A 13150-nucleotide genomic window follows, 5' to 3' on the forward strand; every position below is an offset into this window, starting at 1 on the left:
TCTCTAATAATAATTCAGCTACAGCTCACCCCGAAAGGCTCGATCAAGGATAGATTGTTCAAGCAAATCCAAGGTCTTTATGTCTTGGTGTACCAGTTCAGTCATTTTTTCAGATTCGTTTAAGACAGTATCCAGATAGGCAACCGCTTGCCGTTGGGAATTGATGGGCACTTTAGGAAAGGGAATTGTCTGCACATCTCTGGGATAAATGTGGGTTTGGCCCCGCTTATCAGCAAAAGCGATACCTGTGCGTCTCGATAAGATTTCTCGCTGACCTCGTTCAGACCAAAAATAGTAGTAAATCCATTTACCTAAAACTACATTCTCATCCTTAGAACGTAGAATCATAATTTGAGTATCAACTGTCCAATTTTCTTCGCATTCATGTACGTAAGAAACTCGTCCTAAAGTCCCTTCAGCGATATTAGCCATCAGCGCATCACCAGGCCTTAAGAATCTTTCTCTTGGCCATTTTGGGGCTTCCTCTGGTTTTGCATAGCTAGGATCGCCTAGTCGTAACTTGTGAGGATAGGTATGCCGAGTTTTGAAGACTCGTACATTTGATTTACCAGATCCGCTTGCTCGACCATTAAATGCAGTTCCGATATCTTGGAAAGAAACAGTTTCAATGACGGACTCAAGCTTAGTAAAGACTTCATTAATAGCCACTTCTAGCAAACGCTTTGCATCTTGATATATACGATCACAAATCTTTCGAGACTCCTTAATCTCGTGCAACAAGGCCTCTATTCGAGTAACAATCCGTCTTTGTATCTCAATTGATTCGACTGGATCTTCCGGGCATGGAATTGGAATAACCGAATCAAAAATATCCTGGTCAGTGACAGCAGGATAATTAGCTCCTCGCTGCTTAGGAATAAGTTGCTGGATAAATAGATTAGAGCGGCAAAAATAGTAAATATATTTTGGCAAGGCGGATTCTCTAATTACATTGAGAACACAGAAGCCAGTTGAACTTATTGCTTGGTCTAATTCTGAATCAACAATGGCAATATTACGAAGATAAGGGCGAGTTGTCGCAACAATGATACTATCAGTCCGAACGACTTTCCTTGCTCGGCTTGGTGCGTCTTCTCCTAGTATTTTTTTGACAGCTTTTATTTCTCCCTTTTGATTGTCTACGCTGGATATATCAATATATTGAAAATAATTCTGAGGCGCATCTTTTTTGGGATTGAAGCGTCTGGCATCTTGAGCTATATTCTCAAGTTTTTTCCATGCCCATCCCGTCGGCAAAACTTTATCTAAATACTGCCTCTCAAGTTCTAAAATCATTGCAATTCCCCATCGCCAACCATTTTGTGAAGACGTTCAATAATGCTCTGAAGCTTCTCTTGATTATCTAGAATTCTAGAAGTTAATTTAGAAGGGTGAGGCAAGATTTCCTCCTGAGCCTGATTTGGATTTCTAGCAGATAAATCAAATTCTCTACCTGCTAAATCATCTAGGTTCATGAACCAACTTTCGTTGGTTAATTTTTCGGAAGGAATATCTTTTTTCTCAAACTGCTTCAAAAGTAGGCTGATATGTCTTGTTTCATGAAAATGTTGATCCCCGATGGGGTTTCCCTTGCTAAACTTTTTCAAGTTTTCAGGCAAAGGCATTTCATGATACAGCACCTTTTTGGTTGAACCAGAGCGTCTAAAAAACATCAAGGCCGTCTTCACATCCGAATAAGGCGCAAACGCTCCCGGAGGCAAGCTAACAATCATAAACAAGTCAAAATCATTCAGCATCATCTCTTTCACGACAGCAAATGCACCACCTCGAAAGAGCGTTCCTTCCGGCACAACTACTCCACAGCGGGCATTACGTCCAGGCTTCAGCTTTTTAACGATATGCTCAAGAGCCAACAGTTCCGTAGCGTTGCTCTTCACCGGAAAGTTTTGCTGAATTTGAGTATTTTCTTGCCCCCCAAAGGGTGGATTGGTCAGTACCACATCAAACCGTTCTGATACAGCACTAATCACATTTTCTTCCAGTGTGTTTCGTCGCCGTACTTCCGGCACCAACACCCCGTGTAAAATTAGGTTCATCGCCCCTAGTAGTGCTGGTAGCGCTTTTTTCTCCTGGCCGACAAATGTTTTACGCTGCAAGACTTGGTGGTCTTTAGTGGTTTTCTCCTGCGTTTTCATATACTCAAACGCCTCTACTAAGAATCCGCACGATCCGCAAAAGGGGTCATAAACAGTTTCCCCAATTTGAGGGTCAATCACCTCCACCATAAAGCGAATGATTGGGCGAGGAGTATAGAACTCCCCAGCCATTTTGTTCTCATTGCCGAGCTTTCTCAGCAGATCTTCGTAAACATGAGAAACGGTATGGATATCGTCTGGGTTTTTGAAGTCGATGTTATCAACAATCTCCAGCACATCCTTTAGGTTATAGGGCGAGGCGCAGATTACCACATTGCGATCACTAAACAACCCGCCAATCACATCTCGCTCAGGAGACCCTGACAGGCTGCCCATGTAAGGGATAATCTCTCCCCGCACAATCTGCATGAGGCGATCACCATCCCACTCTGGTGTTTTGCGCCGGTTCTTTTCCCCTGTTTTCTCTCCAATCGCCTTCGGCACCCAGTCAGACCAACGATAGTCTTTATCGATCACTCGTTTATACTTGCGCCCAGCTATCGCCGCTTCCTGCTCAAAAATCTCCTCCTGTTCATCAAAAAACTTGAGGAACAGCAGCCATGCCAAATGCTCCACATACTCCATCACACCGCCGCAGTTGTCGTCCCGGCGGAGTATGTCACAGGCCCTCCAAATGTCGTTCGTTAGCTGCTCTCGGCTCACGCAATATCCTCACGATACAGACGCCGCTGCACCTCATCGAGGGCTTGGCGTAGGCTCTCTATAGTACCGAATCGCCGTATCACTCCTGGAGCTTGCCCCATTTCTCTGAAGGGCGACAGCCTGAACACCTCTGGGTTCGCCATCTCATCCACCCCCGTCAGTCGATACTTATCCAGCAGCGCTAGGATAACCTCCCTGGCCTCAGGCGAACGGTTCTCCAGAAACCGCTGCTCATAATTGAGAAAGGCTTCTGCCCGCTCGTCGCGGGTATGGATGGGCTTATCGAAGGCAATATGGGCCAACAGGTCAAACTGGTCAGCCTTGGGCTGGGCCAAAACATCCGCCAGCACCTCGATGTGAACACTCTCAGACTCCAGCTCTTCTACAAAAGCCTCTCGCTGTTGGCCATCAGTCCAAACCTCATGGAGCTGACTCCAGGCCGGGACGTAGCCAATGACCTTGCGTCGGGTGTAGTCCAAATACTGGGCCAGGGTAAGTTGTTCTCCGGTTGACTCTACTAAGAAAGTAGCCTCATCGGCAATGGTGACTTCTAACCCCCGCACGCGAATCTTGCCGGGGGTAGCCTGAGTGGGCTTTAGCTCAATGGTTACCGTCTGGGTCGCATCGGCCCCGGTCTCCACCGCCACGCTTCTGGGTCGAAAGCTGGCACCATTCACCGATAGCCGAATCGTCGTCGCTGGCAGCCCCTCAAACTGGAAGTTGCCGTCTTCATCCGTCCGTACTGGCCCAACCTGCTGGTTGGCCCCAATCAAGGCACTCACCGAGGCCCCCACCAGCAGCTCTCCGGTCTCAGCATGAACGATGGTGCCCTTCAGGGTGCTGGTCAGGGGGCCTTCTATGGCCTCTGGTGGTTCTCCCGGTGGGCGATCCCACTCATCAAACAGGCGAGAGGCACCGACATAGTCGATAATGCGAAACCACTCCTTGCCAATGGCCGCATCAATGCGGGCTCCTCTGCCAATAATTTGTTTGAACAAAATTGGTGAGGAAATAGGCTTAATAAACACGATATTGCGGCAGGGGGGCACATCTACGCCAGTGCTTAGCAACTCTGCCGTTGTGGCAACGACCGGGTTGGGGCGATCGCTATCTTGAAACTGAGTTAACCAAGCCATCGCCTCCCCTTCTTCCGAAATAATCGGCACCGCATAGTTGGAGTAGCCCAGTTCCGCAAACTCGTTTTGAAGTAGCCGCGCCGTTAGCCGAGCATGGTTCATATCTACGCAAAAAACCATCGTCTTTTCTCTGGGGCCAAACCGACGCAGCAGGCCAGCTAGGTGCTTAGCAATGGCTTCGGTGCGATCGGGTAAGGTAATCTCTCGCTCAAACTGAGGCGTCATGTAGACATCTCTCAAGTCTTGCCCCTCAGGTACATAAATTTCTGCCCCTTGCACCTGAGCATCTTGGATATGCAGCCCATCTTTATCGACCGTCGTCCGCACCCGATGAATCTTATAGGTAGCGAGAAACCCATCTTCAATGCCCTGCCCCAGGCTGTAGCTGTAGGCTGGTGGCTGCCAGGTGCCCTTAGCCGGGTCTTCTTCGTCTAACAGAATCTCCGGCTCTTCCGCACAAAAATAGGCATAGGTATCAATGCTCTCACTCTGCTTCGGCGTTGCCGTCATCCCCAACTGGATGGCCCCTGAAAAGTGCTTGAGAATAGCATTCCATTTACCAAAGCCAGAGCGATGGCACTCGTCAATCACAATCAACCCAAAGAAATCGGGCGGAATACTCTCAAACAGTGGGCTATCTTCCCCAGAATCTAAGGCCTGATACAGGGCAAAATAAAGTTCTCGGTTGGCATTAAATTTTCCGCCCCGAATCAACGCCCGTGGATCGGATGAGCCACTGGCAAAAGGCCCAAAAGCGTTATATGCCTGGTTGCGCAGAATAATGCGATCGGTCAAGAAAAGAATTGGTTTAGTCAGCCACCCCGATTTCTTCAGTTTCCAAATCGTTTGAAAAGCTGTAAATGTCTTTCCGGTGCCGGTTGCCATTGTCAGCAGAATTCGCTTCTGCCCTGCCATCATGCGCTCAATTACTCGCCGAATGGCAATTTCTTGAAAATAGCGTGGCTCCTTACCGCAGATAGAAACTGGACAAAATGGATGTAGAATTGGGCTAGATTGTGGGTCAGGCGTTACAACATACACCCCTTCTTCCTCAGCGGCGGCTTGCCGAGTTTTGAGATTAGCCGCTAACTGATTGCGGTACTGCTCCCATCGCTGCCACAGTTCACCAGGAGAAGGTACCCCAGGTGTTTCACGGCTTTGATTAGTAAAAAAGTCGAATTCAATAAAGCCATGGCCATTACTGGCATAGGCAAAGGGAAGGTCTAGCATCCGCGCATAGGATTTAGCCTGCTCCAACCCTGAGTCAACCTGCTGGCTTTCGTCTTTAGCTTCTAACACGGCAATCATCTGCCCGTGATAGCGCAGCAGATAATCAACTCGGCGCGGGGTGCGGCGCTTAGACTCCTCCCCTACCAGGTAAATCCTGCCAGCGGTAACGGCTCGACCTTTAACAAAGTAATGCTCCCGCTCAATCTGACTCTCCCCCCAACCGGCCAGCTTCAGTTTAGGGTCAATCAGCTTGGCTCGTGTATCGGCTTCGTTAAAGGAAGGCATGTAGTCTTTTCGGCAGGATCTTGTTTTCCTATGCCGCAAAGATAACGCTCTTCGCCTCAAAGTATTACGATCGTCAGCAATTCTTCAAACCCTGATGTTCTCGTCGCAAGGGGCAATTCCCCTCAGCATCTGACTGAACCAACATCCCTGAATCTAAAATCATGGTCGATGGCTCCAACTTGTCTATATGGCCAGCTTTAGCATGGTCATCTACCCTCTCAACCGTTTCTGCATCGTTTCCAACTTCCTCAAATCCGCCGCCCGCTTCCGGCGCTGATAGCGCTCCTTGGCCACCCCATTCACCGCCTGCATCGCCTTGGGGTGCTCCGCCAAGTAAAGGTACGCCGCCTCAAACCACACCTCCTTGGTGATCTTCTCATCCATACAGAGGTGGCGCAGGGCCTTATCAATTTCTTCCTCCAACCGGGTCGTCGTCCGCACTAGCTGCGGTAATTCGGTCTCATCATCTTGGCTAACAGACATACTGACGTCAACACCCGTAGACTCGCTAGAGTCACTATATCCCGACCCATAGTCTCCCACTGCCACCTGTTGAGGAGACTTCACAGGTAACTCTGCCCCCAACCCATCGGCACGGGGCGGCACACTCGGGCGCTGTCGCTGCATCAACCGTTCCAGCGCATCCTCAGCCATTCTCCTGACCCTGCTCTAACGCCTCAATCACCCTGTACAGCGGATATTCCAACTCCCCATAGCCAATCTCTGACAGCCGCTGTCCCTGCCGAATCGCCTGCTTGTAGCGCTCACTCTCCACAATCGACGGCAGCACCGGGATTGCCCCTGCCACCTGCTGCATGGCTGCTATGGCCTCTCGGCTATCCGTCGCCTGAGACCTACCAAACCACTTATCGCGAAACGGCAGCACCCCCAGCACTTGGCCCGTAAACGCCCGGATTTGCCGTAGTTCCTCTAGCAGCTCCAAACTACGCAGCAGCGAATTTACCCCCTTGGTAGAGGCCTCTGCTGAAATCAGCACCCAGTCAGAAGCCCCCACCACCGACAAACAAATCTGGGTGCGCTGGGGCGGCGAGTCGATAATGCAAACGTCAAACAACTCCTCCACGGACTCCAGGGCATGGTGCAAAGCCAACGCCCCCATCCCGATGGTGGCCAAGTATTCCTGGGCCTTGTGCAGCCCCTCATCGGCTGGAATCAGAAACAGATTCGCTGCCGCCAGCGGATAGATCCCATCAGCTGTTTCCACCTGGCCCTTCAGCACCTCTAGCAGGGTGGGTTCATTCGCCTGAACGTCATGACCTAAGTAAAAGGTGAGGTTTGCCTGCGGATCGGCATCCACCATCAACACCTTCTGGCCCCGATTCGCCAAGAGCCGCCCCAGCAGCAGCGAAACCGACGTTTTTCCCTGCCCCCCAGAGAGCGCCAAACAACTCACCGCTTTCATAGATATGGTTCACTCCCCTTACACCGCTCAGCCCCTGATCACCTCTACAAGGCTCGCCTTACCCAAACCCCTGCCGCCTTTAAGATTGTGAATCTAGAGACATTAAGACGTATTGACGTCAATACGTTTGCTTTTGTGTCTGTAAATCAGTTGTCATGTCATTTTGTTAGTTGAAGCCTAACTATTGGGCTGAAAATATCTGTGGTACAAGGGAACCGAAGAAGATAAACTTACGTCGCTTTTGGCAATTTTTTATAGATCAATTTCGACTGCAACCATAGAGTTTTTACGTGTCGCTAATCGCGTTGGTAATTGGCAGCAAAAATTTCAGGCAACATGGATTATGTGTGACCTTAGTATAAAAAGTATTCCTGCTTTGAAGAGTCTACATAGACCGGTCAATAGCTTGATTAACATCACGCAAGATTACAGAATCAGGCACGATATTCATTGACTTGTATAGGCTTTAAGAATGGATTTGAGCTGCCTTAGCCTGAATCCACAATTTAGTTTCTCATTTCACCACCGCTGAAAAATATTGCTATATTGATCAAATCTTTACGCAATTCGAGTTGAATACTTCACTCATTGGTGAGCACGCGAGTCATGTCATCTGACTGATTTCAGGAGACTTCAATCATCAGTCAGACTCAATTCATTTGAGCCATGAAAAATCTCTACATTTTCCCGTTGATGGAGCGACTGGTAGGTCAGATGAATCCGCTTCCAGACCTGCCGCTACTCGCCGTAGCGTTCCTGGGCCTTACGCTAGATGTCCTCTTCCACGGCACCGCCTTACTCGTGGTGCTTGCCGTGGCAGGGTTTACAGGACTTGCCTGGAAGCAGGACATAACACCCTCCCGTTCCTTGCCCAGACGGGCGTCTAAATCCCAGGATTTCAGTCGAAAGGCTGGGCGGCTTCTGGGTTTAGGGCTGCTCTGGCTGATCACTTTGCTGGCCTACCCCGCCCATGCCCAGTTCTTCGGCGGGGCCGAAACCTGGATGACTACCAACTTTGGCACCGCTGCGGGCGATGCCATTCCCCTGGTCTTCAACGTCCTGCGGGGTCTGTTTCTGCTCTACGTCGGCATCTCGCTGGTGCGGGTGATCAACAGTGCCCGCAATGACGAGGACTGGCAAACTATTGCCCGCACACCGCTAATTATCATCATTGCCGTCACCGCTGGCGATGTGCTGACGACGCTCATCACTGGCTAGTTGTCGCCGTGCGGCTATTCAGATCGAGGGTGCAGTTCTACACCTCCTTTCGGCACTTCTAGCGGCTTATGGCACCTCAATTTCGTCCCGTTAACACCATCCTGGGGGCGCAACCCCGGTTAGGCCCCATTCCGGCAGACCAGATCATTCCCTGGTTCTGCATCACGGGGGCGTCCTACCTGCTGGGGCGAGGGTTCAGCCTCAGCTGGATTTCGATTGGATTCATTGCCGCTTGGGGCATGTCTACCTGGTGGATTCTCACCGGGGGGCAGAGCTGGAAGTTCACCGCAAAATTTGTGCCGACTCCCACCTGGAGTCGCGGCTATGCCCGATATCTGAGGTTTACCCACGATGAAACAGACCATCGGCAAACACCGACTCAAGCTCGGCAGCCAGTTCGTCAGCACGTTGACGCCCTTTGAAGATGCGCTACACCTCGCCGCTATGTTGCGGATCGAGCTTCGGGGGCAACAGGTTGGAGCCTACGTCTTGACCAAGGGCAAGAACCGCGAGCACCTCTGCTTTGTGTTTGGCTTCGACTGCCGAGGCATCCACAACACCCTGACCGATGACCAGGTAGAGACGGTATTTGACCAGCTGGAATCAGGGTTGAAGGATTTGCCCAGCGGTGAGCGGTTGACGATTCATCTGGGGTCGTTTTCGGCGGATTGCAAGCGACAGCAGGATTTAGCCCAACTCACCCAGATCGCCCCCAATCAGGCTCTCAAGTTCCTGCTCACCGCTGAACGGGCTCGGGTTCAACAACTCACCCAGCAGGGCTTGCGCAAACCCAAGTTTCTGCGACTGTACGTCACCTACACCGTCCAAACGGGCTCTGAGGGAGCCCAGGACATCATTGAGAAGGTGATCAGCAGGGGCGAAACCCTTTGGAAGTCGTTCACGGGTGAGCTACGCCAGGCCAAAAACCAGCGACTGCAAACGGTGATCACCAAGGCCTTTACCGACGGCTTTTTGCTTTGGGAGCAAGTGCTCTCAACCAAGATGGGTCTCTCGGTGAAACCTTTGGGTGAGGGGGATTTGTGGAGCCTGCTGTGGAACCGCTTCAACGCTAGCGACCCAATCGACATTCCTCAGCTGATCATCCTGGATCAGGAGGGCCTACACGAGCAGGTCAACTCGGACATTCACAGCACCACACTGCTGACGCGGGCCGGGGTGCCCACCGCCGGGAAAACCTGGGTCAAGGTCAAAGGGCAGTATGCGGCCCCGCTGACGTTCCTCGAAAAGCCCGGTGGTTGGGCCAGCGAATCGGCCCAACTGCGCTACCTGTGGGAGATCATCTCGCGCGAGACGGTGGCCGATACCGAAATCTTCTGCCAGCTGACGCGGGCCAACGAAACCCTGGTGAAAACCACCGTGCAGCGAATGCTGAAGCAGTCTAACCTGACGGCCACGTTAGCTGAAGACAGCCATTCGGTGGATGTAGCCGCTGAGCTGAAAATGAAGCGCTCGATTGAGGCCCAGGAAGAACTCTTTGAGGGTGCCTTACCCATTCACACGGCTGTTGTGTTCCTGGTGCATCGCCCGGATCTGGAGCAGCTGGATGAAGCCTGCCGCTATATCCAGAGCTGCTTTCGCCGCCCGGCCTGGGTAGAGCGCGAGCAAGACTACGCCTGGAAAGTGTGGCTCCAGACGCTGCCGATTGTTTGGGAAGCGCTGATGGCGACCCCCTTTGGACGGCGGCAGCTCTACCTGACTGGCGAAGCACCGGGGCTGATGCCGCTGGTGGTAACCCAGCCCTGCGACAGAAGTGGCTTTGAGCTAATCGCCGAGGAAGGCGGGCAACCCATCCATCTGGATTTGTTCAACCAGCACCAAAACCTGGGCCTCTTTGCTACCACCCGCGCTGGAAAATCAGTCTTGGTCTCTGGCATCCTTACCCAAGCCCTGGCCCACCGCTTCCCCGTGGTGGCGCTCGATTTCCCCAAACCCGATGGCTCTTCCACCTTCACCGACTACACCCAGCTGGTGGGTGGGGCCTACTTCGACATCTCCCGCGAGTCCAACAACCTGTTCGAGTTGCCCGACTTGCGTCACCTGCCGGGTGATGAGCGCAAAGAACGCCTTGATGACTTTCAGTCGTTCCTGGAGTCGGCCCTGCTGACCATGATTGTAGGTTCATGTGCCAATAGCTCAGTGATGACCCAGACCATCCGCTCAATTTTGGTGCTGGCCCTCAATGCCTTCTTTGCCGATGCCCCGATTCAGCGACGCTATCTGGAAGCGATGGAAGGGCGCTTGGGCTCAGGGGCCTGGACTCAAATGCCCACCCTGGCCGACTTCCTCGACTTCTGCACACCCGAAAAGCTGGAGCTGCAACAGGTGGGCGGCAACATCGAGGCAGCCCTGAACATGATTGACCTGCGGTTGCGGTTCTGGCTCTCCAGCCGGGTGGGACGGGCGATTTCTGCTCCCTCCAGCTTCCCCACCGATGCCCAACTGCTGGTCTTTGCCCTGCGCAATCTATCCAACGAAGAAGATGCTGCTGTGCTGGCCCTCTCCGCCTATGCTGCTGCCCTGCGGCGTGCACTGGAAGCTCCAGCCTCTATCTTCTTCATCGATGAAGCCCCGATCCTGTTTGAGTTTGACGAAATTGGAGCCCTGATTGGCCGACTTTGCGCCAACGGAGCCAAGGCCGGGATTCGGGTGATTATCTCCGCTCAAGATCCCGATACCGTCCATAAATCGCCCGCCAGCGCCAAGATCTTTCAAAACCTGACTACTCGCCTGATTGGGCGCATTCAGCCCATGGCGGTGGATAGCTTTGAGCGCATTCTCAAATATCCCAAGGCTGTCATCAGTCGCAATGCCAGCGAAAGCTTCTTTCCCAAACGGGAAGGCATCTACAGCCAGTGGCTGCTCGACAACAACGGCCTCTACACCTACTGCCGCTACTATCCCGCTTTTGCCCAGCTCGCTGCGGTGGCCAATAACCCCGATGAGCAGACGACCCGAGACCTGGTGCTGCGCCATGCTCCGGATACCTTCACGGGCCTAGCGGAGTTTGCTCGGCTGCTGGTGCTCTCGATTCAATCGGGGGAACCCCTCTCGGTGATCACTGAGCGCTGGTTTGCCGAGCGCAATCCCCATCCCGAAGTTCCTTTGTTTCCGCTCAACTCCCTACCTACTGGAGGTCATTCATGAACCCTCGCTTTCGCGTTGCCCTCGTTCCAATCTTGGCCACCACCCTGCTGGTGGCACCGATCAAACCCGTCGCCGCCTCGCAGGTGGATACCACCTTCACCGACATCTTCGGCATTTTCCGCCAGGCTTTCGAGACCAGCAAAACCTATATCGAGCAAACTATCTCTGGCTTGCTTAGCCCGCTGCCCGGCGATCTAGATGGCGTCATCCAAAACGCCCTGGGTGATCTGGGCCTGGTTGACCCCAATCGGGTACGTTCTGAAATCTCGACGGAACTAGCCACCATCCTGGAAGGCGATCTAGTCCAATCTGACAGCATCTATGCAGGCATTGAAACCGCCAATGAAGTTGACCGGCAGCTCACCCGCGCCCAAGTCGATGCGGTGCTGGGTCAGAGTGGGCAAGCCGCCACCCGCGACAAGATTACTTGGATTGAAGACACCATCGGCCAGGTACAGCAGCACGCTGACTCAGCCCAGACCGCTGTGTCCACCCAGGCGGCAATCAAGCAAATGGCGCAGCAAAATGCGCGTCAGTCAGAAATTCTGGGGGCGGTGCAGTCAGAACTGCTGCAATCTCGCCAGGATGCCCAGTTGACCAACCTCAACCTGGCCAACATGTCGCAAAACCTGGATCAAGAGGCCCGTGCCCGTCGCCTCCAAGAATTGGGTAATACTCTCGACACCCTGCAAATTAGTGCCCAGGCCCGTCTGTTCTAGACGTCTGTTAGTCATGACGTCAACTTGGATGTGAACCCCCATGCTGCTGGATTGGCCCGTCTTACCCATTGCCCAGTTACCCCGCGACACTGCCGACATCATTGAGGGCGGCGCTGTCGCGTCTGAAGCGGTGGCCGAAAGCTGGAACCAGCTCTGGGACAGCGTGCTTCAGGGGGGGCTTTACTTTGCCCTGGCTCGGGTGGGGGTCTTGTTCGCTGTGGCTACCCTGCTCCTGTTTATGACCCAGTGGACGCGGCAAATGGTGGAAGGGGAAAGTAGCCGCGCCTACGCCGACTTCATCTGGCCGCTGCTGGTGATCGTGCTGCTCTCTAACAACGGCGATCGCCTAGCGGCTATCACTCTGGATATCCGCAACTACATCAACCAGGTTAACCAGGACGTCTTGTCCTACACCGCTGCCGATATCCGCTTGCAAGAGGCCTATCAGGCGGCGGTCTTAGAGGGTTCGGTGGAGCAGACCATCATTCAGCGTCGCAACCAGTGCTACGAACTGCAAAACCCTGAAGAGCGGGCGAATTGTATTGAGCTAGCGGCGATTGAAGCCCGCGAGTTCATCGAGGACTACCGTGCTAGAACCGGCAACCCCAATGCCCTATCCCGTTCATTGGAGGCGGCTCAGGCTGGGGATAACCCCCTCGACTCAGGTCTGCGGTTTGGGGGAGCACTGATGGGTTCAGGCTTTCAGACCGTGACCCGAGGCCTGTTGATGGCGCTGCACATTGCCTTTCAGTGGCTGATAGAAGCATCGCTGTTGCTGACCGCCACCCTGGGGCCGCTTGCCGTGGGCGGCTCGTTACTGCCGGTGGGAGCCAAACCGCTGTTCGCCTGGCTGACGGGGTTCTTTTCCTTGGCGATCGCCAAACTCAGCTTCAACATCCTCTCGGGTCTGGTCTCCCTGGCGGTACTGAATGCCGGGGATTCTCACCCGCTGATTGCCCCCTTCTTTCTGGGCCTGCTGGCTCCCATTCTCTCTCTGGCCCTGGCGTCGGGCGGTGGCATGACGGTTTTTGGAGCCCTGACCAGTACCGCTGGGGTAATTGCGGGGACGGGGGCCATGGGTGGCATCGCCCGTGCCCCTAGCTACTCGGCCCGACGTCGGGCCTACCGCGTGCGTCGCTGACCTCACTCCTGTCG

At 53.2% G+C, this 13150-nt stretch carries 10 protein-coding genes; 5 read left to right on the plus strand and 5 right to left on the minus strand.

The features are described from left to right. Positions 1-18: 18 nt before the first annotated feature. The 5 genes from ACQ4N7_RS13580 to ACQ4N7_RS13600 form a co-directional block, all read right to left on the minus strand. Entirely contained in the window at positions 19-1296 is a 1278-nt protein-coding gene (locus ACQ4N7_RS13580; protein ID WP_430712042.1) for a restriction endonuclease subunit S, read from the minus strand. Next, on the minus strand, positions 1293-2819 hold the full coding sequence (locus ACQ4N7_RS13585; protein WP_430712043.1) for a type I restriction-modification system subunit M: 1527 nt from the start codon (positions 2817-2819) through the stop codon (positions 1293-1295). The genes ACQ4N7_RS13580 and ACQ4N7_RS13585 overlap by 4 nt, the downstream gene beginning before the upstream one ends. Continuing rightward, positions 2816-5470, minus strand: a complete 2655-nt coding sequence (locus ACQ4N7_RS13590; protein ID WP_430712044.1) for a DEAD/DEAH box helicase family protein — start codon at positions 5468-5470, stop codon at positions 2816-2818. The genes ACQ4N7_RS13585 and ACQ4N7_RS13590 overlap by 4 nt, the downstream gene beginning before the upstream one ends. Positions 5471-5680: 210 nt before the next feature. Then, the gene (locus ACQ4N7_RS13595) at positions 5681-6124 is read right to left on the minus strand and encodes a hypothetical protein (protein ID WP_430712045.1); all 444 of its coding nucleotides are present in this window, start codon (positions 6122-6124) and stop codon (positions 5681-5683) included. Beyond that, the gene (locus ACQ4N7_RS13600) at positions 6117-6893 is read right to left on the minus strand and encodes a ParA family protein (protein ID WP_430712046.1); all 777 of its coding nucleotides are present in this window, start codon (positions 6891-6893) and stop codon (positions 6117-6119) included. Before ACQ4N7_RS13600 ends, ACQ4N7_RS13595 begins: the two co-directional genes overlap by 8 nt. A gap of 666 nt (positions 6894-7559) precedes the next feature. On the opposite strand from ACQ4N7_RS13600, the gene ACQ4N7_RS13605 reads away from it, so the two are divergent. The 5 genes from ACQ4N7_RS13605 to ACQ4N7_RS13625 all read left to right on the plus strand — a co-directional run bounded on the left by ACQ4N7_RS13605 (position 7560) and on the right by ACQ4N7_RS13625 (position 13136). After that, a complete protein-coding gene (locus ACQ4N7_RS13605; RefSeq protein ID WP_430712047.1) occupies positions 7560-8111 on the plus strand; it encodes a hypothetical protein in 552 nt (183 codons plus the stop codon). A gap of 68 nt (positions 8112-8179) precedes the next feature. After that, positions 8180-8533 (plus strand): hypothetical protein, encoded by a 354-nt coding sequence (locus ACQ4N7_RS13610; RefSeq protein WP_430712048.1) that lies wholly within the window; start codon positions 8180-8182, stop codon positions 8531-8533. Continuing rightward, on the plus strand, positions 8463-11276 hold the full coding sequence (locus ACQ4N7_RS13615) for a hypothetical protein (protein WP_430712049.1): 2814 nt from the start codon (positions 8463-8465) through the stop codon (positions 11274-11276). The genes ACQ4N7_RS13610 and ACQ4N7_RS13615 overlap by 71 nt, the downstream gene beginning before the upstream one ends. Beyond that, positions 11273-11995: a hypothetical protein gene (locus ACQ4N7_RS13620; protein WP_430712050.1), complete on the plus strand. Its 723-nt coding sequence runs from the start codon at positions 11273-11275 to the stop codon at positions 11993-11995. The genes ACQ4N7_RS13615 and ACQ4N7_RS13620 overlap by 4 nt, the downstream gene beginning before the upstream one ends. 40 nt (positions 11996-12035) lie before the next feature. Further along, entirely contained in the window at positions 12036-13136 is a 1101-nt protein-coding gene (locus ACQ4N7_RS13625) for a hypothetical protein (protein ID WP_430712051.1), read from the plus strand. The last annotated feature ends 14 nt before the right edge of the window (positions 13137-13150 follow it).

Source organism: Nodosilinea sp. AN01ver1 (genome assembly GCF_050565655.1).
Classification (GTDB): domain Bacteria; phylum Cyanobacteriota; class Cyanobacteriia; order Phormidesmidales; family Phormidesmidaceae; genus Nodosilinea.

Bases quoted from the DNA above. Each gene is read 5' to 3' on its own strand.
- ACQ4N7_RS13580 (WP_430712042.1), bottom strand. From the start codon at position 1,296: ATGATTTTAGAACTTGAGAGGCAGTATTTAGATAAAGTTTTGCCGACG.
- ACQ4N7_RS13620 (WP_430712050.1), top strand. From the start codon at position 11,273: ATGAACCCTCGCTTTCGCGTTGCCCTCGTTCCAATCTTGGCCACCACC.
- ACQ4N7_RS13595 (WP_430712045.1), bottom strand. From the start codon at position 6,124: ATGGCTGAGGATGCGCTGGAACGGTTGATGCAGCGACAGCGCCCGAGT.
- ACQ4N7_RS13605 (WP_430712047.1), top strand. From the start codon at position 7,560: ATGAAAAATCTCTACATTTTCCCGTTGATGGAGCGACTGGTAGGTCAG.
- ACQ4N7_RS13610 (WP_430712048.1), top strand. From the start codon at position 8,180: ATGGCACCTCAATTTCGTCCCGTTAACACCATCCTGGGGGCGCAACCC.
- ACQ4N7_RS13625 (WP_430712051.1), top strand. From the start codon at position 12,036: ATGCTGCTGGATTGGCCCGTCTTACCCATTGCCCAGTTACCCCGCGAC.
- ACQ4N7_RS13600 (WP_430712046.1), bottom strand. From the start codon at position 6,893: ATGAAAGCGGTGAGTTGTTTGGCGCTCTCTGGGGGGCAGGGAAAAACG.
- ACQ4N7_RS13615 (WP_430712049.1), top strand. From the start codon at position 8,463: ATGAAACAGACCATCGGCAAACACCGACTCAAGCTCGGCAGCCAGTTC.
- ACQ4N7_RS13590 (WP_430712044.1), bottom strand. From the start codon at position 5,470: ATGCCTTCCTTTAACGAAGCCGATACACGAGCCAAGCTGATTGACCCT.